Here is a 25,955-nt window from a genome sequence, read left to right as displayed (position 1 = left end):
ACCAATTTTTGACCGCACTGGACCGATCGTTGCGCCTTTCAAGGCGGTGGTCCGGATGCTAGGGCTGCGCATCTCGCCAACCATGGATGACGCCAGTGACCGACGCCTTGAAACCCGTGATCGAAATCTGCGTCGAAGGCATTGACGGGCTGCTCGCCGCGCAGGCCGCCGGCGCCGATCGGGTCGAGCTCTGCGCCAGCCTCGTCGAAGGCGGCATCACGCCGAGCCTGGGCACCGTGCGTGTCGCGCTCGAGAACGCGACCATCCCCTTCCATGTCATCGTGCGCCCGCGCGGCGGCGATTTTCTTTACAGCCAAGCCGAATACCGCTCGATGCTTGCCGACGTCAGCGCGCTTCGCGAGCTCGGCGTGGCCGGCGTCGTCGTCGGCTGCCTGACCGCCGAAGGCGCCATCGACGAGGCGCGTATGAGTGCGCTCGTCGAGGCCGCCGGCCCGCTCAACGTCACCTGCCATCGCGCCTTCGACATGACGCGCCACCCGGTCGAAGCGCTCGAAGCGCTGATCCGCTGCAAGGTCGGCCGCGTGCTGACCAGCGGCCAGCGCGACACCGCGCTGGACGGCGCGGAGCTCCTGGCTCAGCTCGTGCGCCAGGCCGGTAATCGCATCATCATCCTCGGCTGCGGCGGCCTGGCGCCCGACAATATTGGCGAGGTGCGCAGGCTGACCGGATTGACCGAGATGCATTTCGCCGCGCTTGCCGACATGCCGAGCACCATGCGCTATCGTAACCCGCAGGTCGGCATGGGCGGCACCGATCTCGACCGTGAATACCGCAACACGGTGACCGACAGGGCGCTGGTGGCGGCAACCATCGCGGCCGCGAGAGCCTGATGACTGAAAGAGCCATGGAACGGTCGCTGATCGAACGCGTCTCGCTTGCCGACCAGGCGGCCGTACTCGTGCTGAACAACGAGCACGCGGCGGAACTCTCCTGGCTGGAGGCGGATCGTCTGTCTTTCCTGCTCAAAGAAGCCTTCTACACGCGCCGTATCGGCGCGCTCGAAGCCTTTATCCTGTGCTTCGACCAGGACGCCCGCTACGACAGCCCGAATTTCCTCTGGTTCTGCGAACGCTACCCGCGTTTCGTTTATGTCGACCGCGTCGTCGTCGCCGCTGAGGCGCGCGGCCGCGGCCATGCCCGGCGGCTCTACGAGGATCTGTTCGAGCAGGCCCGGCGCGCCGGCCACGTGGTCGTCACCTGCGAGGTCAACGCCGATCCGCCCAATCCGGCGTCGGATGCTTTCCACGGCGCCCTCGGCTTCGGTGAGGTTGGCGAGGCCGTCATTCATGGCGGCAAGAAATCGGTGCGCTATTGGGCTAAAGCAATTCCAGGAAAAGTGTGATCGGTTTTCTGTCCGGAATTGCGTAAAAACAAAGAGTTAGAGCGGTTCGCCGTTTCCGTGAAACGGTGAAATGCTCTAAGCCCATCGCGAACTGAGCAGTGCCCTCACCACTGGCCAGAAAAACAAGCAAAAGCTAATGTAAGTGTTCCTCTAGCCGGGAGCGCAGCATGCCGAGCAATGTCTTTCGCTTCGACGAAAGCTGGGAGATTCCCGAGGGAACACCACAGGAAGTCTGGGACGTGTTGTCGGATGCGCAGTTGCTGCCGCTGTGGTGGGGCGATGCCTACAAGGAGATCGAACCGCTCGACAAAAAGGGCAAAGGTGTCGTCGGCGCGCGCGCCAGGGCACGCGCCCGCGGCGCCCTGCCCTACGAGCTCAACTTCCTCATCGAGGCGGCCGAGTTGGAGCCGGCCCGGTTGGTGGTGGTGAAGACCTTCGGCGATTTCGACGGGCTGTGGCGGGCCGAACTGTCGCCGTCCGGGCCCGGCACCCATGTCGATCTCGTCTGGCAGGTCACGGTCGAAAGGCCGATCCTGAAATTCCTGGCGCCGCTGCTCAGGCCCGCTTTTGCCTGGAACCATCGCTGGACGACACCGCGCGGCGAGGCCGGGCTTCGCCGCTATCTGGCCGCCCAGAAGGCGGCAGGAGCCAATTGATCACCAGTTGCGGTTCAGCCAGGCGCGAGCGGGCTTCTCGACCACATAATAGCTGCACAGCGCGCAGGCAAAGACCGCCGCCAGCATCGGGATAGCCGCGCTGCCCTGCTCATCGACGAATTTGTAGAAGGGCTGCTGCCACAGATAGAGCGAATAAGACCACAGGCCGAGCATCACCATCGGCCGCGATGACAGCAAACCGGTCAAATAGCCGCCTGCGAAGTCAAGCGTGTTGACGGCGAGCGCCAGCAGCGGCACGGCGAGGATGTAATGCAGAGGTGTTGGCACCGGGTTGAGGAACAGCAGAACCCCGGCCAGCGCCGCCGCCAGCGCCAGGTGCGGGCTCTTCAGGACGGCCGGCAGGCCGCCATCGGCCTTCAGCAGGCAGATCGAAGCCGACAGCAGGATGGATGCGATATGCACGTCGGTGCGCCAATAGCTGTGCTCGTAATCCATGCCGAGAACCCAATATGAAATCGCGCCGTTGGCCATCGCCAGCAACGAAAGCGCCAGGAGAAGCCGCACCACATTCGCCCGCCCGGTCACCAGCACGCTGATCAGCGCCAGGATGATGTAGGCATGCTCCTCGACGCAAAGCGACCAGATATGGTCGAGCGCGCCGGCACGGTTGATCAGAATGCCGGCATAGTTGTAGGTGAATGTCAGCGCCGTCAGCGCCGCCTTCCATTTGAAGGCGATGAACGTTCCCGAAAGCCCGATCATGGCGGCGATCACGAACACCAGCAGCGCCGGATAGATGCGCGAGAAGCGGCGCTTGAAGAACTTCTTCAACGGAAAACGCTCGATGAACAGGATCTCGCCCATCAGCCGGCCGCTGAGCACGAAGAAGAACTCGACGCCGAGCACGCCGAGATTGATGCCCGGCACGGGGAAGAAGTGGCCGATCAGCACTAGGGCGATCGACAATCCGCGCCAACCGTCGAGATAGGTGAGCCTCGCCCTGTGCACGCTTTCGGCGGCCGACCTGGGAAGAACCATCTGGGTCGCGGAGATCTCGGACATGCCGATCCTTTCGCACTCGATACGCGAAAGGGTGCAACCGGCGGCAAGCGCCTCCGAACCCAGATCGCTTTCCCGCCCGCTGGCATATTGCAGTGCAATATCAGTTTGTGCAAGTGCGAGATTTTCGGCCGGGCAGTTCCCGGCAAGCAGGAGGCCGGGTTTGCTTGCAGCAAAGGGCTGCCGCGCTCCGTGCCATGCCACCAACAACTGGAGCAATTCCCGGAAAAGTGTGAAGCGGTTTTCCGTCCGGAATTGCGTCAGAACACAAAGACGGCGACAGGCCGTTAAAAAAGGAAAAGGGGCCTGAGCGGCCCCTTCCTACCGACTGCCAGGATGCTGTCAGGCGTTGGCGGCGACCACGGCGCGCTTGGCCATCACGGCGATCAGATTGGCACGATAATCGGCTGTAGCATGAAGGTCGCTCATCAGACCTTTCGCCGGTATTTTCAGGCCGTCGAGCGCCGCTGCGTCGAAAGTCTTTGCCAGCGCGGCCTCGACCTCCTTCGAGCGAAAGACGCCATCCTCGCCGGCGCCGGTGACGGCGGCTCTCACCCCATCCTTGCCCTTGGCCACGAACACGCCGACGATCGCGTAGCGTGACGCCGGATTGCGGAATTTCTGGTAGGCCGCCTTGGCCGGCGCGGTGAAGCTCACCGCTGTGATGATCTCGCCATCCTTCAGCGCCGTCTCGAACAGGCCCTTGAAGAACTTGTCGGCCGCGATCTCGCGTTTGTTGGTGATGATCGTCGCCGCAAGCGCCAGGAGTGCTGCCGGATAGTCGGCGGCCGGATCGTTGTTGGCGATGGAACCGCCGATCGTGCCCTTGTAGCGCACCGCCGGATCGCCGATCAAGGAAGCCATGTGGGCGAGCGCTGGGCAGGCCTTCGTCAGCTTCTCGTCGCTGGCGACGTCGTAATGCGTCGTGGCCGCGCCGATGGTGACCGTCTTGCCCGACACCTTGACACCCTGCAGGTCTTTCAACCGCGAGACGTCGACCAAATCCGACGGCGCCGCGAGCCGCGTCTTCATGGCCGGGATCAGCGTCATGCCGCCCGAGAGCAGCTTGGCGTCCGCATTCTTCAATTGCCTGGCGGCATCGGCGACCGAGGAAGCGCGGTGGTAGTTGACTGCGTACATTTGTCTTTCTCCCTTCGGGGAAAGAGCGAATAGGGAGTAGCGAATGGCGAATAGGGGGATCCTTCTCGCATCACGCTTTTCCCTATTCGCTACTCCCTATTCGCTATTCGCTTCTCAATGCTTCTTCGTCGCGCGGATGGCTGCCCACACCGTCGACGGCGACGCCGGCATGGCGATATCGACGACGCCGAGCGCATCGGTGATGGCGTTGATGACCGCCGGCGGCGAGCCGATGGCGCCGGCTTCGCCGCAACCCTTGATGCCGAGCGGATTGCTCGGACATGGCGTGTTCGAGGTCGATATCTTGAACGACGGCAGGTCGCCCGCGCGCGGCATCGTGTAATCCATGTAGCTTGCGGTCAGCAATTGCCCGCTGGCATCGTAATGCGCGCCTTCGAGCAGCGCCTGGCCAACGCCTTGCGCGATGCCGCCATGCACCTGCCCCTCGACGATCATCGGATTGATGATGTTGCCGAAATCGTCGGCGGCGACGAACTGGACGATCTCGGTCGTTCCGGTCTCCGGATCGATCTCGACCTCGCAAATGTAGCAGCCGGCCGGGAAGGTGAAGTTGGAAGGATCGTAGAAAGCGGTCTCCTTAAGGCCTGGCTCCATGCCGGCCGGCAGATTGTGCGCGGTGTAGGAGGCAAGCGCCACCTGGAACCAGGGCAGGCTCTTGTCGGTGCCGGCGACCTTGACCTCGCCATTCTCGATGACGATGTCGCCCTCGTCCGCCTCAAGCAGATGCGCGGCGATCTTCTTGGCCTTGGCCTCGACCTTGTCCAGCGCCTTGGCGACGGCCGACATGCCGACGGCGCCCGAGCGCGAGCCGTAGGTGCCCATGCCCATCTGCACCTTGTCGGTATCGCCATGCACGATCGAGACGGAATCGAGCGGCACGCCGAAGCGCTCCGTGACCAGTTGCGCGAAGGTCGTCTCATGGCCCTGGCCGTGGCTGTGCGAGCCGGTCAGCACCTCGATCGTGCCGACGGCGTTGACGCGCACCTCGGCCGATTCCCAGAGGCCGACGCCGGCGCCGAGCGAGCCGACCGCCGACGATGGCGCAAGGCCGCAGGCCTCGATGTAGCAGCTCATGCCGATGCCGCGCAGCTTGCCCTGCTTGGCGGCGTCCGTCCGCCGCTTGGTGAAGCCGGCATAGTCGGCGGCTTTCATCGCCGCATCGAGCGAAGCGTTATAGTCGCCCGCGTCATAGTTCATGATCACCGGCGTCTGGTGCGGGAAGGAGGTGATGAAGTTCCGGCGTCTGAGTTCCGCCGGCGACACGCCAAGCTCGCGCGCCGCCGTCTCCATCATGCGCTCCAGCACATAGGTCGCCTCCGGCCGCCCTGCCCCGCGATAGGCATCGACGGGCGCCGTGTTGGTGTAGACAGTGCGCACATTGGCGTGGATCGTCGGGATATTGTACTGGCCCGACAGCAGCGTGGCATAGAGATAAGTCGGCACGCAGGATGAGAACAGCGACATGTAGGCGCCGAGATTGGCTATCGTGTCGACTTTGAGGCCGGTGATGCGGTTGTTCTTGTCGAACGCCATTTCCACCGTCGAGACATGGTCGCGGCCATGCGCGTCGGTGAGGAAGCTTTCGGTGCGGTCGGCGACCCATTTGACCGGCACGCCGGTTTTCTTCGACGCCCACAGGCAGACGATCTCTTCCGGATAGATATAGATCTTCGAGCCGAAGCCGCCGCCGACATCGGGCGCGATCACCCTGAGCTTGTTTTCCGGCGCGACATTGTAGAAGGCGCTCATCACCAGCCGCGCGACATGCGGGTTCTGCGACGTCGTCCAGCAGGTGTAATGGTCCTCGGCCTTGTCGTAATGGCCAAGCGCGGCGCGCGGCTCCATGGCGTTCGGCACCAGCCGGTTGTTGACGATCTTCATGCGCGTGACATGGGCCGCCGATTTGATTGCGGCATCGGTTGCCTTGGCATCGCCAAGTTCCCAGTCGAAGATGAGGTTGTTCTCGGCCTCGGCATGGATCTGCGGGGCGCCGGCTTCAAGCGCCTTGGTGGCCTCGACCACGGCCTTCAATTCCTTGTAGGTGATCTCGACCGCTTCCGCCGCGTCGCGCGCCTGGCCTTTTGTATCGGCAACCACGATGACGACGGCGTCGCCGACATAGCGCACCTTGTCGACGGCGAGCGGCGACCATGCGCCCATCTTCATCGGCGAGCCATCCTTGGAATGGATCATCCAGCCGCAGATCAGATTGCCGATGCCGTCGGCCTTGATCTCCTTGCCGGTGAGCACGCCGACGACGCCGGGCATGGCTTGCGCCTTTTTCACATCGATCTTCTTGATCTGCGCATGCGCGTGCGGGCTGCGCACGAACACGGCATGCTTCATGCCGGGAACCGCCATGTCGTCGACATAACGCCCGCCGCCGGTGATGAACCGCTTGTCTTCCTTGCGCGCCACCCGAGCGCCGACGCCTTCGATACCCATAGGAAATTCCTCCGGAATTTAGGGGAGTAGGGCAGTAGGGGAGTAAGAGGTAGGGAAAAAGCGGCCTCGTTGCGTTGGCCTTTCTGCCCTACTCCCCTACTGCCCTACTCCCTTATTCCCCTTGCTATGCTGCTTGTTTCGCCTTGCCCTTGGCCCCTTTCGACATCGCTTCCGATGCTGCGAGGATCGCCTTGACGATGTTGTGGTAGCCAGTACAGCGGCAGATATTGCCTTCAAGCTCGGCGCGCACGGTCGCCTCGTCGAGGCCCCCCGGGTGACGCGCGATCATGTCGGTCGCGGCCATGATCATGCCCGGCGTGCAGAAGCCGCATTGCAGCCCGTGATGCTCCTTGAAGGCCGCCTGCACCGGATGCAGGTCGGCGCCGTTCGCCAGCCCTTCGATGGTGACGACCGTCGCGCCGGAAGCCTGTACGGCGAGCATCGTGCAGGATTTCACGGCCCGGCCGTCGACATGCACGACGCAAGCGCCGCATTGCGAGGTGTCGCAGCCGACATGCGTGCCCGTCAGACCAAGGTTTTCGCGCAGAAAATGCACCAGCAGCGTTCGGTCCTCGACGCTCCCGCCGACCCGTTTCCCATTCACAGTCAACGACACGTCCGACATGCAACCTCCCTTTATGACCTTGGTCATGGCGTTGCCGATGCCGTGCTGATGCTTCGGCAGTGCGCTATCCTCATATCGCGCTACGGCTAAGAAACAGCGCTGCCGGCATTCCGCCAATTGTACTTTCGGTCACGGCCAAAGCGCTGTGCGGTACCGCGTCCGGCCCATTGCCAAATCAGACATTGAGGGCAAAGATGCCTTCGGCGCTCGCGCACCCGACATGCGCAAGAAAAAACGCGAAAGAAAAAACGCGACAAGGACGCGCTGGAGGAATTGCGGAGAAGGCAACTGGCCAGTTCGAGCATGCGCTATGCATCAGGCCTTTCGGCGCTCACCACGGATGAGCCCGACCCGAATGCCTTTGCCCGGGCGATCGCCGCCGAAGCTGCAACCGTCGACGCCGGCTTCGCGCTTTTGTTCTTCTCGCAAAGCCTCGTCGAGGCAGACGCTCTTTCGCGCGCGCTAAAACTGCATGCGCCCACCCTTGCCTATACCGGCTGTTCGACTGCCGGCGAGATCACGCCGCAAGGGCTGGAGGAAGGCCACATGCTTGCCTTGCTTTTGCCCTCGCCATCGTTCTCGATCGTCAGCACCATGGTCGAAAACCTGTCCTCGTCCGGCATGGACAGGATCACCGGCGAGGTCGCGGCGCTGCGGCGCCTGCTGCGCGCCCGCCTTGGCCAAGACCACGTCGGCCACGATCGTTCCAAGGGCATATTCGCGCTCTGCTTCATCGACGGACTGTCCCATGCCGAGGAAGCGGTGACCTCGGCGATCCACTGGGGGCTGGACGACATTCCGCTGATCGGCGGCTCGGCCGGCGACGACCTTAAATTCGAGACGACGAGGCTGATCGCAAACGGCAAGGTCGCTTCCGACAGCGCCATCATCGTTCTGGTCGCGACCGAGATCCCGTTCCACGTCTTCAAGACCGACAATTTCATTCCGACAGACGAGAAACTGGTGGTGACGGCGTCCGATCCGGACCGTCGCATCGTGCGCGAGTTCAACGCCACCAACGCGGCGGAGGAATACGCGGCCTCGGTCGGCATCGTGCCGCAGACGCTGACGCCGCTGAGCTTTGCTTCCCACCCTGTCGTGGTGAAGGTCGGCGGCGAATATTATTGCCGCTCGATCCAGCGCATGCACCCCGACGGCTCGCTATCCTTTTTCTGCGCCATCGACGACGGCGTGGTTCTTTCCATCGCCCAGCCGAAGAACATGGTCGAGGCGACGCGCGCCGCCCTTGCCGACGTCGAACGCAAGCTCGGCGGCATCGACATGATCCTCGGCTTCGACTGCGTGCTGCGCCGGCTGGACGCGCGCAACCGCCAGGTTTTCCGCGACATCTCCGAGCTCTACCGGACCAACAACGTCATCGGTTTCGGCACCTATGGCGAGCAATACAGATCGATGCATCTCAACCAGACTTTCACCGGCATCGCCTTCGGCGAGCGCCAGGCGGCCGAGTGAACCATGCCGCTTCGCGACATAGACGACATCGACAAACTGAAGAAGATCAACGCCGCCCTGGTCAGCCGGGTCGAGCGCTCGATGGATCAGCAAGGCAACGCCTTCTCGCTGTTCCAGACCGCGATCTCACTAGAGAACCGGGTCCGCAACCGCACCGAGGAACTCCACGCCACCCTGCGCCGGCTCGAGCAGTCGAACATCGACCTCGTCGCCGCCAAGGAAACGGCTGAGCTCGCCAACCTTTCCAAGACAAGGTTCCTCGCCGCTGCCAGCCACGACGTGCTGCAGCCGCTCAACGCCGCGCATCTGTCGGTCTCGGCGCTCGCCGAAGTGCAGACCAGCGAGGAAGGCAAGAAACTGGTGCGCCAGGTAGAGCGCTCGCTGGAGACGATGGAGGACCTGCTGCGCACCCTGCTCGACATCTCCAAGCTCGACGCCGGCGTGGTGCAGCCGGAGACCGGCGACGTCAGCCTGGAGACGCTGTTTTCCTCACTGCGCTCCGATTTTCTTCCCGAGGCGGAAAAGAAGGGGCTGTCGCTCAAATTCCGGCCGGTCAATGTCGTCGTGCGCTCCGACCGCACGCTGCTGCGCCGCATCCTGCAGAACATCCTCTCCAACGCGCTGCGCTACACTCGCTCCGGCGGCGTGCTGGTCGGCACCAGGCATCGCGGCGACACCATCCGCATCGACGTCGCCGACACCGGCTGCGGCATTCCCGAGGACCAGCGCGAGGCGGTGTTCGAGGAATTCCACCGCGGCACATCGGCGCTTGCCGATGCGGGGCTGGTCGGCGGTGGACTGGGTCTCGGCCTCGCCATCGTGCGCCGCATGGCGGCGGCGCTCGGCCACCCCGTGACGTTTTCCTCGAAGGTCGGCCGCGGCACGATCTTCCACATCGACGTGCCGATCGGCATGGGCGCCCCGGCCGAGCAGGCGGCAAGCCTGGCCGACATGGAGCGGCCGCGCGGCTATGGCCTGTTCGGCACCAAGGTGCTTCTGGTCGAAAACGACCTCGATGTGCTGGGCGCCATGACCTCGCTGCTCGAACGCTGGCAATGCCTGGTGCGCGCGGCAACCTCGACCGATGATGCGCTCGACTTGCTTGGCGACACCGCCTGGGTGCCCGACATCATCATCGCCGACCAGCACCTCGACGGCGGCGACCTCGGCACCGCCACCATCGCCGAAGTGCGCGATTATCTAGGCCGCCCGGTGCCGGCGCTCATCGTCACCGCCGACGGCTCCGAAGCCGTCGCCAAGGCAGCGCGGGCCGCCGGCATCGAGCTGATGCGCAAACCGCTGAAACCGGCGCAGTTGCGCGCGCTGCTGGCGCATTTGCTGGCTTGACTGGCATGACCAGGATCACCGCCTAAAGAGGTTATCTGGGTGCGAGAGGTGCCGATGCCACCGTACTTTACTCGGGCCACCGCAATCGCGGTGAGGGTCAGCCTCGTCTCAAAACCCCGCCGGATCCCGGAACAGCTCCACACTATCCAGCTTCGATACCTCGATCACCGCTTGCGTCCGGCTATACACATTGAGCTTGCGCAAAATCTCCGAGACATGCGCTTTCACCGTCGTCTCGCCCACCTGCAGCTCATAGGCGATCTGCTTGTTGAGCATGCCCTGGCGCAGCATCTGCAGCACCCGTAGCTGCTGCGGCGTCAATTTCGCCAGGCGCTGCACCATGTCGGCGCGGTCGGTGCTGTCGGGGTCGGGCGGCTGGCCCTCGTAATTTTCCGGCACATAGACGGCGCCGTCCATCACCGAGCGGATGGCCGAGGCCAGGTCGCTTTTGCGCGCCGATTTCGGGATGAAACCGGCAGCGCCATAGGACAGCGCCTCGGAGATGATCTTCGGCTCCTCATGACCGGACACGATCACCACCGGCAGGCGCGGGTGGCGGGTCCTGAGCTGCAGCAAGCCCTCGAAGCCTTGCACACCAGGCATGCTCAGATCGAGCAGCGCGAGATCGAACGGTTTTATGCCGGACAGCAGCTCCAGCGCCTCGGCGATCGAGCGTGCCTCGACCGTATCGACATCGGGATAAGCCATCTGCACGGCACTGTGCAGCGCCTCCCGAAACAGCGGGTGGTCGTCGATGATCAGGAAACGGGCGCGATCGCTGACGGCGGTCATTGCTGAGGTTCGGCCATAGGTTCGATTTTACGCGACACAGACTAGTCTCCCGGCCATGTCCAGATTATTGCCAAATAGTACATCGCCCCACCATACGGCACTGATACCAAAACGACAGGCCCATGTTTTTGCAGGCCTTGCCCGCCTGCCGAAATCGGTCGAAGGTGCGGGCGCATTCCGAACAGAGACCACGAGATGACAGACTTCGTCCTTCCGCCGCCGGCCATCGCCTCCGTAGCCATTGCCGGTTCGGCGGAACGCTTTGCCGTGCGCCGCATCTTCTGCGTCGGCCGCAACTACGCGGCGCATGCGCGCGAGCTCGGCAATGACGAGCGCGACCCGCCCTTCTTCTTCACAAAGCCCGCCGACGCGGTGGTCGACAGCGGCGCCGAGATCCCCTACCCGCCTTTGACCGCGAACCTGCACCACGAGATCGAGCTGGTCGTGGCCATCGGCAAGGCGGGTTTTCGCATCGCGCGCGAGGATGCGTTGTCTCACATCTGGGGCTATGGCGTCGGTGTCGACTTGACCCGCCGCGACCTGCAGGACCAGGCCAAGAAAGCCGCCCGCCCGTGGGACTGGTCGAAAGCTTTCGACCGTTCCGCACCCTGCGGCCCGCTGGTGCCAGCCGCGAAATCCGGCCATCCCTACAAAGGCCGCATCTGGCTCGCCATCAACGGCGCGTTGAAACAGGATGGCGACCTTGCCGAATTGATCTGGCCGGTCGCCGATGTCGTTTCGATCTGCAGCGAGGCAATGGAACTGCAGCCCGGCGACCTGATCTTCACCGGCACGCCGGCCGGCGTCGGCGCCGTACAGGCGGGCGACACGATCACCGGTGGTATCGACGGCATCGGCACGATCGAAATCAAGATCGGGCAACCGCGGCGATGAGCGATCTCATCCTTCACAATTACTACCGCTCCTCCACCTCCTACCGGGTGCGGATCGCGTTGGAAATGAAGGGGCTGAGCTACACCTACGTGCCGCATCATCTGCGCCATGGCGAGCATCTCGAACCCGCTTATCTCGCGGTCAACCCGCAAGGGCTGGTGCCGGCGCTGGTGCTAGACAACGGCCGGCTTTTGACGCAGTCGCTGGCGATCGTCGAATATCTCGACGAGACCCAGCCCGAGCCGCCGCTGCTGCCCAAGGATGCGCTGGGCCGCGCCCGGGTCCGAATGCTGGCGCAGATGATCGCTTGCGACATCCACCCGGTGAACAATCTGCGTGTGCTGACCTCGCTGCGCAATTTGTTCGGCGCCGGCGACGCGGATGTCGTCAACTGGTTCCGGCATTGGGTGAACGAAGGTTTCCAGCCGCTTGAAAAGATTCTCGCCTCCTCGCCCGAGACAGGCACCTTCTGCCATGGCGACCAACCGGGCCTGGCCGACATCTGCCTTGCCGCGCAGGTCACCAACAATGCCCGCTTCGGCGTCGACATGGCGTCTTACCCGGTGATCGCGCGCGTCAACGCCGCCTGCATGGCGCTGCCGGCCTTCCAGAAAGCAGCGCCGCAGAACCAGATCGATGCCGAATAGAGAGGCCAAGGACGCCGAGGAAGCCAAGGCGCTCGCCGACATCGAAGAGTACGGCTGCCACATCCTCTGCGTGCTGGAGGAGGATAAGCATCCGCCCTTCGCATACTCGGTGGGCATAGAGCACAATTTCAAGGTCCCCGAATTGGTCGTGATCGGACTGAAGCCGGAGCTTTCGCAGACCATCATCAACGAGTATTGCCGACGGGTGCGCAGCGGCGAGAGGTTCAGCGTCGGAGAGCGGGCGTCGGGTTTCCTGGGAGGCGGCTTCGACTGTCAGTTCGGCGCGGTCCACCCTGGCCATTATCCTGAATATTTCGGATGGGACATCTGGTTCTATGACGGTCCGGATTTCCAGATTGTGCAGCTTATTTTTCCGACAACTTCCGGCGTCTGGCCATGGGATGCCGAAGCCGATGAATGGTTTCGCGAACGGCAGCCGCTGCTGGATACCCGGCCCTAACTAGCGTCCGACTCTCAGGGTTGCCACCCAAAACACCAGCGCGACCAGACCGAGCCCGGAGCCGAGCAGGCACACACCGCTCCAGCCCCAGGCGCCAAAAATCATGGTCGAGGCGATGGAACCCAGCGCGCTGCCCAGCGAATAGAAGATCATGTAGCCGCCGACCAGACGGCTGCGGGCATCCGGCCGCCGGGCGAAGATCAGGCTCTGGTTGGTGACGTGCACGGCCTGGATGGCGAGGTCGAGCATGAGGATGCCGAGAACGAGCAGCCACAGCGTTTTGCCCATGAAGGCGATCGGCAGCCAGGCGGCAGCCATCAGCAACAGGCTGAGGCCGGTCACCAGCTGCCCCTGTCCGCGATCGACGAGAACGCCGGTCCAGCGCGCGCCGAGCGCGCCGGCGACGCCGGCCAGGCCGAACAGCCCGATCTCGGTATGCGACTGCAAAAAGGCGGTGCCGCCAGCGGCAGCGCCAGCGGCGCCCACAGCACGTTGAAGCTGGCGAAGATCAACATGGCAAGCACGGCGCGCACCCGCAGCAGCGGCTCCTCGACGAACAGGCGTAGCACCGAGCCGAGAAGCCGTGCATAGGACGTGCGCGGCCGCTTGGCCTCATGACCCGGCAGGACTTGGAAAAGGATTGCCGCCATCGCGAGTGTCAGCACGGCCGAGACGAGGTAGACCGAACGCCAGCCGGCGAAATCGGCGACCAGCCCCGAAACGAAGCGCGCCAGCAGAATGCCCAGAATGACGCCGCTGGTGACGATGCCGACTGCACGCCCCCGCTCCTCAGGCGCCGCCAGATCGGCGGCGTAGGCGACCAGCACCTGCACGACCACGGCGAGCAAACCAACCACTGCCAGGCTGGCCAGAAGCACCCCCGCATTTGGCGAAAAGCCGACAAGGACGAGCGCCAGCGCCGAAAGCACGGCCTGGCCGGCAATCAGCTTGCGGCGATTGAACAGGTCGCCTAGCGGCACGATGAAGAACAGGCCGAGCGCGTAGCCGATCTGCGTCACTGTCACCACGATGCCGACCGAAGCGGGATCGATTGCGAAGTCCTGCGCGATCGCGTCGAGCAGCGGATGCGCGAAATAGACATTGGCGACGCTCAAGCCGCAGGCGGCGGCAAAGATCAGCGCCGTCAGCCGCGACAACCCCGCTTTGTCCCTTCCGCCCCTTCGGGCGGCTGCAGATCGACTTTTTGCAGTTGCAGGTTCATCACGCTCTCCGCTTCGGTTTCAAGTTGAAACCATTGCCGATTAGACAAAAAGGTTTTATCTTGCAACCACAAACAGGAAACTGGACCAATCGCATGGTGAAACGGACGAGCCATCAGAGCGCCGACTGCCTTATCGCCCGCCCGCTCGATGCCATCGGTGACTGGTGGTCGCTGCTCATCGTGCGCGATGCCTTCGACGGCATGCGGCGCTTCGGCGAATTTCAAAAAGCCTGGGCGTGGCCAAGAACATCCTGTCGGCGCGGCTGCGAAGCCTCATCGCGCATGGCATCCTTGAAACCGTCCCGGCTCCCGATGGCAGCGCGCATCATGAATATGTGCTGACCGAAAAAGGCCGCGGCCTGTTCTATGTCCTGGTGGCGCTGCGCCAATGGGGCGAGACCTATTTCTCCGGACCGGGCGAGCCTTACACCTTCATGGTCGATCGTGAGACCGGCAGGCCGATCCGGCGCCTGGAGGTGCATGCCGAGGATGGCCGCCTGCTCGTCCCCGGCGACACCCGGCTGGCCGACTTCCGCCAGGTGCAGGACTAAGCTGGGGATTTCCGATCAACCGGCGGTGGAATCGGCTATCGTTGCTGCGGGGCTAGAGCAATTCCAGGAAAAGTGTGACACGGTTTTCCGTCCGGAATTGCCTAAAAACAAGGAGATAGGGCGGTTCGCCGTTTCGGTGAAACGCTCTAGCGAAGGGTGGAGTGCCGATGAAAGCCGTCGTCTTCGAAAAATTCGGTGAGACACCGAAGATCCAGACTGTGCCTGATCCGAAACCCGCCGCCGATGGCGTCGTCATCAAGGTTGAGGCGACGGGGCTCTGCCGCAGCGACTGGCACGGCTGGATGGGTCATGATGACGGCATCACCTTGCCGCACGTTCCGGGTCACGAGCTGGCCGGCGTCGTCGTCGCCGCCGGCAAGCAGGTCGGCCGCTGGAAGGCCGGCGACCGCGTCACCGTGCCGTTCGCCGTCGGCTGCGGCCGCTGCTTCGAATGCACCTCGGGCAACCACCAGGTCTGCGAACACCAGACGCAGCCGGGTTTTACGGGCTGGGGTTCGTTCGCCGAATATGTCGGCATCGAGCATGCCGATACCAACCTCGTGCGCTTGCCCGACGGGATGGAATACGCCACCGCCGCTAGCCTCGGCTGCCGTTTCGTCACCTCCTTCCGCGCGATCGTCGACCAGGGCCGGGTGACGCCCGGCGAATGGGTGGCGGTGCATGGCTGCGGCGGCGTCGGCCTCTCGGCGATCATGATCGCCAGCGCCATGGGCGCCAATGTGATCGCCATCGATCTCACCGACGAGAAGCTGGAGTTTGCCAAGAAGATCGGCGCGGTGGCGACGATCAACGCCTCGACGACCTCCAACGTGGTCAAGGCCGTCAAGCAGATCACCAATGGCGGCGCGCATATGTCGATGGACGCGCTGGGACACCCGACCACCTCGTTCAACTCGATCGCCAATCTGCGCCGCCGCGGCCGCCACGTTCAGGTCGGCCTGATGCTGGGCGAGCATGCCCGCCCTCAGGTGCCGATGGACAAGGTCATCGCCTTCGAGCTCGAAATCCTCGGCAGCCACGGCATGCAGGCCTATCGCTATACGGCGATGATGGAGATGATCCGCCACGGCAAGCTGAAGCCCGAGCTGCTGGTCGGCAAAAGGATCAGCCTCGATGAAGCGCCGGCAGCACTGATGGCGATGGGTGGTTTCGAGGGGATTGGCATCGGAGTGGTGACGAAGTTCTAGTCGGAAAAACGCGCTCTATCGCTTTGTCTTGACGCAATTCCGGACGGAGGGTTACGGCGAAGTCGCCGAACTTAACCGCTCACACTTTTCCTGGAATTGCTTTATCCGGCTGCGCGCGGCGATGGAATCGGCTTCGCGAACTTCTTCGCCCCGAACACGCAGGCCACGACGCCCAGCGTGACGACCATCATCATCGGGCTGATCTGCTCGTGCAGCAGCGTTGCCGCCAGCGCGAGGCCGAAGAAGGGCTGCAGCAGCTGCAATTGTCCGACCGCGGCGATGCCGCCTTGGGCCAGGCCGCGATACCAGAACACGAAGCCGATCAGCATGCTGAACAGCGAGACGTAAGCAAGGCCGATCCAGGCGCCGGAACCGACATTGGCGAGCGTCGGCGGCAGCGTCGCAAAGCTCAGCACCAGCATGACCGGCAGCGACAGCACCAGCGCCCAGCAGATCACCTGCCAGCCGCCGAGCCTGCGCGAGAGCGCCGCGCCTTCCGCATAGCCAAGACCGCAGACGATGATGGCGCCCAGCATCAGGCCGTCGCCGAGCGGCGACGCGGTCACGCCTTGCGACAGGGCAAAGCCCGCGACCAGCGCGCTGCCGATGCACGAGAACAGCCAGAACGCCGGACGCGGGCGGTCGCCGCCGCGCAGCACGCCGAAGATCGCGGTCGCCAGCGGCAGCAGGCCGACGAAGATGATGGAATGAGCGGTGGTGACATGCTTCAGCGCCAGCGCCGTCAGCAGGGGAAAGCCGACGACTACGCCAAGCGCGACGACGACCAGCGAGGCCAGGTCACTGCGCTCCGGCCGCCTCTGGCGAAAGACAAGCAGCATGGCCAGGCCAAGCAATCCGGCGATCGCGGCGCGCGCCGACGTCAGGAAGGTCGGATCGAAATCCGCCACCGCCACATGCGTCGCCGGCAGCGAGCCGCTGAAGATCAGCACGCCGATAAAACCGTTCAGCCAGCCGCTCGCGCTCTTGTCCATTCGAGACTCCATTGTTTCGGCCTCTATCGAACAGGCCCGGTGGCGTTGCCAGAGACAATGGGGTACAATTGCACAAAACTGTAATGGTCTTGCGGACAGTACGGATGACGGATCAGGCTCTGGAAAATGACGGCGCGCGCACGCTTGTCGAAAGCGTGATGGCGACGATCCGCCAACGCATCGCGGCGCGCGCGCTGACGCCGGGAGCCCGTTTGCCGTCGATCCGGGCTTTGGCCAAATCGCTGCAGGTGTCGAAATCAACCGTCGTCGAGGCCTATGAGCGTCTGGCCGCGGAAGGCGCTATCCGCTCGCGCCCGGGTTCCGGCTTTTACGCCGCCGGCCAGCTCGCGCCGCTGTCGCTGGCCGAGATCGGCCCGCGCCTCGACAGGGCAATCGATCCGCTCTGGGTGTCGAGGCAATCGCTGGAAGCCGGCGAGGACATGCTGAAGCCCGGCTGCGGCTGGCTGCCGGCGTCCTGGATGCCGCAGGCCGCCTTGCGCCGGGCGCTGCGCAGCGCGGCCCGCGCGGATGACGTGGCGCTGGCCGACTACGGCACGCCGCTCGGCCTGCCGCCGCTGCGCCGATTGCTGGCGCGGCGCATGGCCGAACATGGCATCGAGGTCTCGCCCGACCAGATCATGCTGACCGACTGCGGCACCCAGGCCATCGACCTCCTGTGCCGCTTCCTGCTCGAGCCGGGCGACACGGTGCTGGTCGACGATCCCTGCTATTTCAATTTCCACGCGCTGCTGCGCGCCCATCAGGCCAAGGTCGTCGGCGTGCCCTATACGCCTTCGGGGCCGGACATCGAGCTGTTCGCGCAGGCGCTCGCCGAGCACCGGCCGCGCCTCTACATCACCAATTCCGGCATCCACAACCCGACCGGCGCGATCCTGTCGCCGGTCGTCGCGCACCGGTTGCTGAAGCTCGCCGACCAGGCCGAACTCACCATCGTCGAGGACGATATTTTCGCCGATTTCGAGCACGCCCCTGCCCCGCGGCTTGCGGCCTTCGACGGGTTGCAGCGCGTCGTCCATATCGGCTCGTTCTCCAAGACGCTGTCCGCCTCGGTGCGCTGCGGCTTCATCGCCGCGCCTCCTGACTGGATGGAAGGGCTGACCGATCTCAAGATCGCCACGACCTTCGGCGGCGCGCGCCTGTCGGCGGAGCTTGTGCTGACGCTCCTGAAGGACGGCAGCTACCGCAAGCATGTCGAGCAATTGCGCGCTCGGCTGTCGCGCGCCATGGCCGAGACGGCAGGCCGGTTGAAAGCCATGGGCATCCGACCCTGGATCGACCAGCCCACCGGCATGTTCCTGTGGTGCCGCCTGCCCGACGGCATCGACGCCGCCGATGTCGCCCGCCACGCGCTTGCGGACAATGTCGTGCTGGCGCCCGGCAATGCCTTCAGCCTGTCGCACAGCGCCGGCCGCTTCATGCGCTTCAACGCCGCCCAATGCGGGGACGAACGCGTCTTCCGAGCGCTCGAAAATGCAGTCGCTGCCTCTCGTCGCAGAGTCGCATCAGGGTAGTAGCGGTACTGAACCAGACGAACAGCCGCCTCAAGTCTGTCGAGATTCAGGTCAGGCCGAGTCGAAAACGGTGGGTTCCGAGAACCGGAGCGGAGCGTACTTAAGTACGTGAGCACCAGAAGCGCAGGAAGCCGCCGTTTGCAGGCCGGCCTCACCTGAATATCGGCGGACTTTAGGTGGCGGCCCGCTTGCGGCGCTCGTAAAGCATCACCAGCGTTTCGGCGGTCAGCGCGGGCTTCTGTTCGCCCTCGATCTCGACGATGTTCTCCGCCCTCATCAGATACTGGCCAGGGCCGAGATCCTCCATCGAAAGCAGCGTCGTGCGCAGCCTGATGCGCGCGCCTGCCCTCACCGGCGCCAGGAAACGCACCTTGTCGAAGCCGTAATTGAAGGCGGCTTGGGTGTTTTCCGGCACGATGCCCATCTCGAGCGCCAGCGCTCCGATGATCGACAGCGTCAGATAGCCATGCGCGATCGTGGTGCGGAACGGGCTCTGCCGCTTTGCCCGCTCGGTGTCGACATGAATCCACTGATGGTCGCCCGTGCATTCGGCGAACTGGTCGATGCGCCCCTGGTCGACCGTCGTCCAGTCGGACACGCCAAGCTCATGCCCGGCCATTGTCCGTAACTGTTCGAAGGTCGGCGGCGTTTTCGGCCGTTTTTCCGTCATTCCTGCTTTCCCATCACTCCTGCCTGCATCCCCGATCATGAAGCGGCGGGTTCTGTCAATTCGCAGTTGCCTATTTTCGCTGGTAGAGTTGATGCTTTTACGGCAAGCCGAGAACGCACGGCGCCTCAGCCGGTTGCATATCCATGGCGGCCTGAATTGGGCGGGAAAGACCGGATATCCTATTTCTTCCCGTAGCCGGCGCGGACTTCCGCCATCGCGTCCCTGATCCGGTCGCGCAGGATCTCGATCGATTCGGTGCTGGATTTCCGCACCAGGTCAGCCACTTCGCTGGCATTCTTCAGGGTCGTCTCGAACGATTTGCGCGCGAATTCGGCCTGCTTGCCCATCACATCCTGCGGATTGCCCGGCGCCTGGTAGTTCTGCGCCATCCGCGTGATCTCGTGCATGGCGTCCTGCACCATTTCATGCTGCCTGGCGAGCACCGAGGATGCGCCGGCGGCACTTGCCCTGGCCGATTTCTCGAGCGCCTCGAGGTTCTTGCGATGGTGGTCGAGAATCGCCTGGACATCGACATTCGGCAGCTTGAGGTCGCGGCCGAACCGGCTGAACATGTCTAGGAAAGTACCGGATTCCGGTTGTTTTGCCATGTTGTGCCTCCCGTTTTACCGCACCTGCGGTACCCTCAAAAAGCAATTCCAGGAAAAGTGTGTAACGGTTTTCCGTCCGGAATTGCGTAAAACCAGAGAACCCTAGAGGAGAATAGTGTACGGTCGACCCACGTCAATTGACGAGAAACAGCCGCTCCGCCGTATAAAGCGCCAGGCCCGCAAGCCCGCCGATGATCATGCCGTTGAAACGGATATATTGCAGGTCCTTGCCGATGTTGATCTCGATCAGCCGCGTCAGTTGACCCAGATCCCAGCGCTTGACCTGGTCGGCGATGAATTTCGACACACCGCTTTTCTGGCTTTCCACGAAGGAGGTCAGCGCGACGACAAAACCCTGGTTCATGTCGGCCCTGATCTGGGCGTCGTCGGCCAGATGCCGGCCGACCTCGACGAACATGCCGGCGAGATGCTCGCGGATCACCGACTTGGGCGCATTGGCATCCTGTTCGATGAACAGCCGCAGGCTCGCCCATGCGTCACCGGCCAGCGCCCTCACCTCGGGACGGGCTAGGAAATCGCGCTTCAGCTTCTCGGCGCGCCTTGCATATTGCTTGGAATTCCTGAGTTTTTCGATGAAGCCGAGCGCGAAGCGGTCGAACTCGGCGCGCATTGGATGGACAGGGTCGGCGCGCACCTCCTCCAGCAACGACCCGGCCGAGGCGACGATCTTCTTCAACAGATAGGCGTCGGCGCGAAACAGGTTGAACAGCGAGGGCAGTTCCTCGCGGATCTTTTCGCGCATCGTCTCGAGCGCCTGTTCGTCGTTCAGGAAACGCCCGACGACCCGGGTGAACTCATCGAACAGCTTCTGGTGGCGCTGGTCGTCGGTCAGCGCCGACAGAAGGTCGGCGGCTAACGGCGCCAGCGGCACTTTCTCGATTTGCTCCAGCATACGACTGGTGACGAAGTCGCGTAAGCCGGACTGCTCCACCGCCGTCAGCGTCTGCGGCACCAGCCGCGCGACGAATCGCGACAGGCCGGCGGCGCGTTCGGCGTCGCCCAGCCAGTCGGCGACGAGAGCGGCGAAGTCGACCTCGGCGAGCTTTTCGCGCACCGGTTCCGGTGCCAGGAAATTCGCCTCGATGAAACGGCCGAGATTGTCGGCGATGCGGTGCTGGTTTTCCGGAATGATCGCGGTGTGCGGGATCGGCAGGCCAAGCGGCCGCCTGAACAGCGCCACCACGGCATACCAGTCGGCAAGACCGCCGATTGTTGCCGCCTCGGCAAAGGCGGCGACAAAGCCGAGCCACGGATAGGCGCCCTGAAACGACTTCGCCACCGCAAACACGACAACGCAGAAGGCAAGTGCCGCGGCCGCGATGAATTTGACGCGCCGTAGCGCCGATAGCTTTGCCTGCGCATCGGTATCGAATCGCACCGGCGTCAGGGCCGTGGCGGATTGGGACATGGGCAGGCCGCTCCTCTTTGTCTCGCGAACTTATCTAGGGGCTGCCTTGCCGAAATGCACATTTGCTGGCAGTGACGCTGTTTCCGGCCATTGGCACAAAAAGTTGACAAGAAAATTCAGCTATCATGCCGCTCTAGTCTGGAATTATTCCAAACTATAGGCCATATTCGCCCGCAAGCTAATGTTTCGCGAGGATACCATGCGGCTCACGCGCCAGACCAACTATGCGATGCGCATCCTGATGTATTGCGCCGCCAACACCGAACGGCTGAGCCGCATCCCCGAGATAGCCGCCGCCTATTCGGTATCGGAACTGTTCCTGTTCAAGATCCTGCAGCCGCTGGTCGAGGCCAGGCTGGTCGAGACGGTGCGCGGCCGCAACGGCGGCGTGCGGCTTGGACGCCCGGCCGAACAGATCAACCTGTTCGACGTCGTGCGTGTGACCGAAGAGAGCTTCGCCATGGCGGAATGCTTCGAGAACGACGCGGCCGAATGCCCGCTGGTCGACAGCTGCGCCCTGAATTCGGCGCTGCGCGAGGCGCTCAACGCCTTCTTCGCCGTGCTTTCCCGCTACACCATCGCCGACATGGTCGCGGCGCGCCCAAATGTACGCCATCTGCTTGGCATCGACCTTCTGGAGCAGCGCGCCCCGGCCGCCTAAGCCGCGGATTGAGGCAACACGAACGGCACGCTGCCGGCTGGCAACGCGCCGACCTTGAGCCGGCAGTCGAACACTTTCTCGATCAATTCGTCGTTCAGCACATCCCGCGGCGAGCCGGCGGCCGCCAGCTGGCCGCGGGAAAGCACGAAAATGCGGTCGGCGTACATGGCCGTCAAATTGAGGTCGTGCAGGATCGCCACCACGCCGCCGCCGCGCCGGGCAAAATCGCGGGCGATGTTCATGATGATCAGCTGGTGCTTGACATCGAGGCTGGAAACCGGCTCGTCGAGGAAGAGATAGCGCGGCCTCCCTCCAGCACCGGCGACCACACCTGGCAAAGCACGCGGGCAAGCTGCACCCGCTGCTGCTCGCCGCCCGACAGTTCCTGGTAGAAGCGGCCGGCAAAGCCGTCGAGGTCGACCCGCGCCAGCGCCCGTTCCGGCAGGCGCTGATCCTCGCCGGGCAGCACGCCGGAGCGTCCGCCGATCAGTCCGAGGCGCACGATCTCGCGCACGGTGAAGGGAAAGGACAGCATCATCGATTGCGGCAGCACCGCGCGCAGCGTCGCCGCCTCGACCGGCTTCATGGTGGACAGATCGCGACCGTTGAGCGTCACGGTGCCGGTATAGGCGAGCTCGCCGGTTAGCGCCTTGAGCAAGGTCGTCTTGCCGGAGCCGTTCGGCCCGACAATCGCCGACACCTCGCCGGGACGCGCGGTGAAATCGACCTGCGACACGATGCGCTTGCCACCGATCGCCACCGAAATGTCGCGTGCTTCGATCATCGGCACCTCACAAATCGACGACGCCGCGCTTGCGCAGCAGGATCCACAGGAAGAACGGCGCGCCGGCGACGGCGGTGACGATGCCGATCGGCAGCTCGGCCGGCGCGACGATGGTGCGGGCAACGGCGTCGGCGATGAGCAGCATCGAAGCGCCGAGCAGGGCCGATGCAGGCAGCAGGTAGCGATTGTCCGGACCGATCGCGAGGCGCAGGACATGCGGCACGACGATGCCGATGAAGCCGATGCCGCCGCTGACGGCAACCGATGCGCCGACCGCCGCCGACACGCCGACGATGGCGGTGTATTTCAGCCGCTGCACCGGAATGCCGAGATGGGCGGCGGTTGCCTCGCCGAGCGCCAGCGCGTTGAGGCCGCGCGACAGGAACGGCATCGCCGACAGCGCCAGCACGATCACCGGCCCGACCGTGCCGATCTTCGGCCATGTCGCGCCGGCCAGCGAGCCGAGCTGCCAGAACGTCAGATCGCGCAATTGCCGGTCGTCGGCCATGAAGATGAGGACGCCGGTGAGCGCCATGGCCAAAGCGCTGATGGCGATGCCGGCAAGCAGCATGGTGGCGACCGATGTCTGGCCCTGACGTGTCGCGATGGCATAGAGCAGGAAAGTCACCGCAAGGCCGCCGACGAACGCGGCCAAGGGCAGCGCAAGCGTGCCGAGGACGAGCGTAAGCGGCGCAAGCCACGTCATGCCGAGCACGATGACAGCCACCGCGCCGAGGCTGGAACCGGCGGAAACGCCGATCAGGCCTGGGTCGGCAAGCGGATTGCGAAACAGGCCCTGCATCACCGCGCCGCAAACGGCGAGCGCGGCGCCGATCAGCACGCCGAGCAGGACGCGCGGCATGCGGATGTCATAGACGATCAGATTATCGCGCGCGGCGAGTGCGACATCCGCCGCCGCGGCGTCGGTAAACCAGTCGTAGATGACGCGCACGGCCGAGGCATCGGAAGCCCCCGATGTCAGCGACAGGAAAACGGATAGCACCAGCGCCAGGCACAGCAGCAGGATGACGAACCTTGCTCGTGTCGAGCGGTCGCCATCGGCTGCCATCACGCTGCCCGCGGCACCAACGATAGACTGTTCGGCCATCGCCGCTTAGTCCGTGACCTGGTTGCCATACAACGATACGGCGAGATCGTGGATCGCTTCAGCGGTACGCGGACCGAAGCCGAGCAGATAGCCGCCATCCATGGTGATCACCTTGCGCGCGGCACCTGCCGGCGTCGAGGCGATCGCCGGGTTGGCGAACAGCTCGTCTTCCGAGATCGGCGGGCCGGCGTTCTTCATGGTCAGGATGACGTCCGGCCTGGCGGTGGCGATCGCCTCGTCCGTCATCGACTTGTAGCCGGAGAATCCCACCACAGCATTGACCCCACCGGCCAGCTTTATGATGCCATCGGCGGCGCTGTCGCTGCCGGCGGCAAGAATCTTGCCGTTCTGGGTCGACAGCACAAACAGGATGCGCCTGCGCTCCTTGATCGAGGCCGTCAGCTTTTCCGCCGCCGTCAGCTTCGCATCCATTTCGGCTGCAAGCTTCTCGGCCTTGGCGTCGACGCCGAGCGCCTTACCGACGACACGGATCTTTTCGAGGATGCCTTCGTGGCTGTAGTGCTCGGGCACCTCGATGAAGAGCACGCTCGATTTCTTCAGCACATCGACCGCTTCGCGCGGGCCGCTGCCGTGCAAGGCGAGGATGCCCGACGGATTGACCGACAGCACACCTTCCGGCGACAGCGCACGCATATAGCCGACATCGGGCAGCTTCAGCGCGGCTTGCGGATAGGTGCTGGTCGAATCGCGGGCAACGAGACGTCCTTCCTCGCCCAGCGCATAGACAATCTCGGTGATCGAGCCGCCGATGGAGGCGATCCGCGAGGTGTCGGCAAAGACGGCCGTCCCTTCACCCGCCCCGGCGGGCAGCGTTATGAAAGCCAGAAGAACGCTGAACAACGGCGCAAGCGCCGGACGAAAATCGAATGGAACACGCATTGGGTCTTACCTTATGCAGCGGTCGGGCTTGGGATGCGGGGCAGGTTCTCGGCCAGGAAGCGCCAGTCCTTGCGCTCGCTCTCGCCTTCATGGCGCTTGCCGAAGAACTGGATGATCATGCCGCCATCGGCGTCATAGACCTCGAGCGAGGTGACATGGCCGTCCTTGGTCGGCTTGCGCACCGCCCAGACCTCGTGGATGTGATCGGTTCTGAGATGCAGGTGGAAGGTCTCGTCGAGCACGTTGATCCACGGCCCCATCGGCTTGACCGACTTGATCGGGCCGGAATGGATCTGGATGCAGCCGCGGTTGCCGACGAAGCACATGATCGGCATCTCGCCTTCGGCGGCGCGGTGGAACATGGCGCCGACAGCGTCCTTGTCGAGCAGCCAGGCAAAATCCTGGCCGACCATGCGCACCGCTTCGCGGCGGCTGAGCTTCAGCGTCTTCAGCATGCCGAAGAACTGATGCACGTCGGTCATCCGGCTCCAGCGGTCGCGCAGGTCGTCGATCGAGGCGACCGGACCCTGGGCTTCGCCTTCTCCTTCCACGGCACTTGGGAAGACTACCACGGTCGGTTCCTGGTTCGACGATTCGAGGCTCGCGACCAGCTTCTGATAGGCGTAGAGGTTCGACGCCGGCCGCAGATGCACCTTGTGCACGGCCTCGCCTGCCGCATCGAAGAACTGCAGGCTGCGGCGGATCTCGCCGCCGTCGCGCTTTTCGACCGCAAAGCCATGCGCCCAGACCTTCGGGAAGATGCGCAGGTCGATGTTTTCGCCTATAACCATGGCGTTGTGGTTGCCGGTGACGACCTTGTCGTAGACGCCGATTTTTTCGTGCACGGCGCTTTCGTTGCGCGTCAGCGCCATCACTTCGCCGACGGCTTCGAGGCCGATCAGAAGGTCGTTGACGCGCGGCTCGACGTGCACCACGCCAAAGCCGCAATGCGCCGCGACCAGCTCCGCTTCCGAAATGCCCAATTCTACCGAGAGATCGCGCTCCCGCATTTTCGGATTGTCTTCCCGCGCTCGCCGGATTTCCTCCGGCGACGGCCTCACGCGCTGGTCCATATCGTTCACCTGTATTGCCTGATGTCTGCTCGTCTACCGCCTGCTGATTCTCATTTGTTGAGGATCAGTTTGCCCTGGCGGGTGATCTTCAGGCGGTAGAGCGCGCCGTGATGCTCGATGCCGATCTCATGCTCGCCCTGGAACAGCGTGTTGCTGGAGAGCGTCCTTACCGCCAGGGGCACCCGCTCGTAGCGCATTTGCGTGTCTTCCGGACGGCGAACGCGATAGCGGAAATCATTGGGATTGTGCGTGTTCATCGGGTCGGTCCCTTTCCTATGCCGGCCGAGTGGCCGGACCTCACGTAAATGCCGATTAATTTCTTGACTAGAATGAT

At 63.8% G+C, this 25,955-nt stretch carries 25 protein-coding genes and 3 pseudogenes; 12 read left to right on the top strand and 16 right to left on the bottom strand.

Going from position 1 to position 25,955, the window contains the following annotated elements:
* Positions 1–86 precede the first annotated feature (86 nt).
* From ACVDG8_RS33125 to ACVDG8_RS33115, 3 genes are all read left to right on the top strand, one after another.
* Positions 87–851 carry a copper homeostasis protein CutC gene (locus ACVDG8_RS33125; RefSeq protein ID WP_447252232.1) on the top strand — a complete coding sequence of 255 codons (765 nt, stop codon included), beginning with the start codon at positions 87–89 and terminating at the stop codon, positions 849–851.
* Positions 851–1,363: a GNAT family N-acetyltransferase gene (locus ACVDG8_RS33120; RefSeq protein ID WP_447252231.1), complete on the top strand. Its 513-nt coding sequence runs from the start codon at positions 851–853 to the stop codon at positions 1,361–1,363. Before ACVDG8_RS33125 ends, ACVDG8_RS33120 begins: the two co-directional genes overlap by 1 nt.
* Before the next feature lie 167 nt (positions 1,364–1,530).
* Complete coding sequence (locus tag ACVDG8_RS33115) at positions 1,531–2,019, top strand: SRPBCC family protein (protein ID WP_447252230.1); 489 nt, start codon at positions 1,531–1,533, stop codon at positions 2,017–2,019.
* On the opposite strand, the gene ACVDG8_RS33110 is transcribed toward ACVDG8_RS33115, so the two are convergent.
* From ACVDG8_RS33110 to ACVDG8_RS33095, 4 genes are all read right to left on the bottom strand, one after another.
* Positions 2,020–3,042, bottom strand: a complete 1,023-nt coding sequence (locus ACVDG8_RS33110; RefSeq protein ID WP_447252229.1) for an acyltransferase family protein — start codon at positions 3,040–3,042, stop codon at positions 2,020–2,022. It abuts the gene before it with no gap.
* A gap of 339 nt (positions 3,043–3,381) precedes the next feature.
* Positions 3,382–4,179 carry an FAD binding domain-containing protein gene (locus ACVDG8_RS33105; protein ID WP_447252228.1) on the bottom strand — a complete coding sequence of 266 codons (798 nt, stop codon included), beginning with the start codon at positions 4,177–4,179 and terminating at the stop codon, positions 3,382–3,384.
* 114 nt (positions 4,180–4,293) lie between these two features.
* Positions 4,294–6,645 (bottom strand): xanthine dehydrogenase family protein molybdopterin-binding subunit, encoded by a 2,352-nt coding sequence (locus ACVDG8_RS33100; RefSeq protein ID WP_447252227.1) that lies wholly within the window; start codon positions 6,643–6,645, stop codon positions 4,294–4,296.
* Positions 6,646–6,769: 124 nt separating this feature from the next.
* A complete protein-coding gene (locus ACVDG8_RS33095) occupies positions 6,770–7,270 on the bottom strand; it encodes a (2Fe-2S)-binding protein (protein ID WP_447252226.1) in 501 nt (166 codons plus the stop codon).
* 303 nt (positions 7,271–7,573) lie between these two features.
* Here ACVDG8_RS33095 and ACVDG8_RS33090 point away from each other — a divergent pair, with 303 nt between their 5' ends.
* Both ACVDG8_RS33090 and ACVDG8_RS33085 read left to right on the top strand, forming a co-directional pair.
* Positions 7,574–8,743: an FIST N-terminal domain-containing protein gene (locus ACVDG8_RS33090; RefSeq protein ID WP_447252225.1), complete on the top strand. Its 1,170-nt coding sequence runs from the start codon at positions 7,574–7,576 to the stop codon at positions 8,741–8,743.
* A 3-nt stretch (positions 8,744–8,746) separates the two neighbouring features.
* Complete coding sequence (locus tag ACVDG8_RS33085) at positions 8,747–10,090, top strand: hybrid sensor histidine kinase/response regulator (RefSeq protein ID WP_447252224.1); 1,344 nt, start codon at positions 8,747–8,749, stop codon at positions 10,088–10,090.
* Positions 10,091–10,198: 108 nt separating this feature from the next.
* Here the strand turns inward: ACVDG8_RS33085 and ACVDG8_RS33080 are convergent, their stop codons facing one another.
* Positions 10,199–10,882 (bottom strand): response regulator, encoded by a 684-nt coding sequence (locus tag ACVDG8_RS33080; protein WP_447252223.1) that lies wholly within the window; start codon positions 10,880–10,882, stop codon positions 10,199–10,201.
* Positions 10,883–11,077: 195 nt separating this feature from the next.
* Here ACVDG8_RS33080 and ACVDG8_RS33075 point away from each other — a divergent pair, with 195 nt between their 5' ends.
* From ACVDG8_RS33075 to ACVDG8_RS33065, 3 genes are read left to right on the top strand one after another with little or no spacing between them, the layout of a single operon-like run.
* On the top strand, positions 11,078–11,776 hold the full coding sequence (locus ACVDG8_RS33075; RefSeq protein ID WP_447252222.1) for a fumarylacetoacetate hydrolase family protein: 699 nt from the start codon (positions 11,078–11,080) through the stop codon (positions 11,774–11,776).
* A complete protein-coding gene (gene maiA, locus ACVDG8_RS33070; protein WP_447252221.1) occupies positions 11,773–12,423 on the top strand; it encodes a maleylacetoacetate isomerase in 651 nt (216 codons plus the stop codon). The genes ACVDG8_RS33075 and maiA overlap by 4 nt, the downstream gene beginning before the upstream one ends.
* Complete coding sequence (locus ACVDG8_RS33065) at positions 12,413–12,883, top strand: DUF4262 domain-containing protein (RefSeq protein ID WP_447252220.1); 471 nt, start codon at positions 12,413–12,415, stop codon at positions 12,881–12,883. The genes maiA and ACVDG8_RS33065 overlap by 11 nt, the downstream gene beginning before the upstream one ends.
* Here ACVDG8_RS33065 and ACVDG8_RS33060 read toward each other — a convergent pair.
* Together ACVDG8_RS33060 and ACVDG8_RS33055 are read right to left on the bottom strand one after the other, a co-directional pair.
* A pseudogene (locus ACVDG8_RS33060) lies at positions 12,884–14,040 on the bottom strand (MFS transporter).
* Positions 14,028–14,330: a hypothetical protein gene (locus ACVDG8_RS33055; RefSeq protein ID WP_455707889.1), complete on the bottom strand. Its 303-nt coding sequence runs from the start codon at positions 14,328–14,330 to the stop codon at positions 14,028–14,030. Before ACVDG8_RS33055 ends, ACVDG8_RS33060 begins: the two are co-directional and overlap by 13 nt.
* Between ACVDG8_RS33055 and ACVDG8_RS33050 the strand changes: the two are divergent.
* Positions 14,238–14,656: pseudogene (locus tag ACVDG8_RS33050) on the top strand (winged helix-turn-helix transcriptional regulator). The gene ACVDG8_RS33055 and the pseudogene ACVDG8_RS33050 sit on opposite strands and share 93 nt — an antisense overlap.
* Positions 14,657–14,823: 167 nt before the next feature.
* Positions 14,824–15,864: a zinc-dependent alcohol dehydrogenase family protein gene (locus ACVDG8_RS33045; RefSeq protein WP_447252218.1), complete on the top strand. Its 1,041-nt coding sequence runs from the start codon at positions 14,824–14,826 to the stop codon at positions 15,862–15,864.
* Between the two features lie 101 nt (positions 15,865–15,965).
* Here ACVDG8_RS33045 and ACVDG8_RS33040 read toward each other — a convergent pair whose 3' ends face one another.
* Complete coding sequence (locus tag ACVDG8_RS33040; RefSeq protein ID WP_447252217.1) at positions 15,966–16,856, bottom strand: DMT family transporter; 891 nt, start codon at positions 16,854–16,856, stop codon at positions 15,966–15,968.
* A 104-nt stretch (positions 16,857–16,960) separates the two neighbouring features.
* On the opposite strand from ACVDG8_RS33040, the gene ACVDG8_RS33035 reads away from it, so the two are divergent.
* A complete protein-coding gene (locus ACVDG8_RS33035) occupies positions 16,961–18,388 on the top strand; it encodes an aminotransferase-like domain-containing protein (RefSeq protein WP_447252216.1) in 1,428 nt (475 codons plus the stop codon).
* Between the two features lie 172 nt (positions 18,389–18,560).
* On the opposite strand, the gene ACVDG8_RS33030 is transcribed toward ACVDG8_RS33035, so the two are convergent.
* The 3 genes from ACVDG8_RS33030 to ACVDG8_RS33020 form a co-directional block, all read right to left on the bottom strand.
* Positions 18,561–19,058 (bottom strand): MaoC family dehydratase, encoded by a 498-nt coding sequence (locus tag ACVDG8_RS33030; RefSeq protein WP_447252215.1) that lies wholly within the window; start codon positions 19,056–19,058, stop codon positions 18,561–18,563.
* A 179-nt stretch (positions 19,059–19,237) separates the two neighbouring features.
* On the bottom strand, positions 19,238–19,666 hold the full coding sequence (locus tag ACVDG8_RS33025; protein ID WP_447252214.1) for a phasin family protein: 429 nt from the start codon (positions 19,664–19,666) through the stop codon (positions 19,238–19,240).
* A gap of 133 nt (positions 19,667–19,799) precedes the next feature.
* Complete coding sequence (locus tag ACVDG8_RS33020; protein ID WP_447252213.1) at positions 19,800–21,095, bottom strand: DUF445 domain-containing protein; 1,296 nt, start codon at positions 21,093–21,095, stop codon at positions 19,800–19,802.
* A gap of 199 nt (positions 21,096–21,294) precedes the next feature.
* On the opposite strand from ACVDG8_RS33020, the gene rirA reads away from it, so the two are divergent.
* A complete protein-coding gene (gene rirA, locus ACVDG8_RS33015) occupies positions 21,295–21,756 on the top strand; it encodes an iron-responsive transcriptional regulator RirA (protein ID WP_447252212.1) in 462 nt (153 codons plus the stop codon).
* Here the strand turns inward: rirA and ACVDG8_RS33010 are convergent.
* The 5 genes and pseudogenes from ACVDG8_RS33010 to hemP all read right to left on the bottom strand — a co-directional run bounded on the left by ACVDG8_RS33010 (position 21,753) and on the right by hemP (position 25,878).
* A pseudogene (locus tag ACVDG8_RS33010) lies at positions 21,753–22,540 on the bottom strand (heme ABC transporter ATP-binding protein). The gene rirA and the pseudogene ACVDG8_RS33010 overlap by 4 nt on opposite strands.
* A 7-nt stretch (positions 22,541–22,547) precedes the next feature.
* A complete protein-coding gene (locus ACVDG8_RS33005; protein WP_447252210.1) occupies positions 22,548–23,648 on the bottom strand; it encodes a FecCD family ABC transporter permease in 1,101 nt (366 codons plus the stop codon).
* A 6-nt stretch (positions 23,649–23,654) separates the two neighbouring features.
* Positions 23,655–24,548 carry a heme/hemin ABC transporter substrate-binding protein gene (locus tag ACVDG8_RS33000; protein ID WP_447252209.1) on the bottom strand — a complete coding sequence of 298 codons (894 nt, stop codon included), beginning with the start codon at positions 24,546–24,548 and terminating at the stop codon, positions 23,655–23,657.
* Positions 24,549–24,559: 11 nt separating this feature from the next.
* Complete coding sequence (locus tag ACVDG8_RS32995; RefSeq protein WP_447257159.1) at positions 24,560–25,621, bottom strand: hemin-degrading factor; 1,062 nt, start codon at positions 25,619–25,621, stop codon at positions 24,560–24,562.
* A gap of 50 nt (positions 25,622–25,671) precedes the next feature.
* Positions 25,672–25,878 carry a hemin uptake protein HemP gene (gene hemP / locus ACVDG8_RS32990; protein WP_040981784.1) on the bottom strand — a complete coding sequence of 69 codons (207 nt, stop codon included), beginning with the start codon at positions 25,876–25,878 and terminating at the stop codon, positions 25,672–25,674.
* Positions 25,879–25,955: the final 77 nt, after the last annotated feature.

It is taken from the genome of Mesorhizobium sp. ORM8.1, assembly GCF_053005525.2.
The sequence above is the reverse complement of the archived record's forward strand: the minus strand, read 5'-3'. Positions and strand labels throughout refer to the sequence as shown.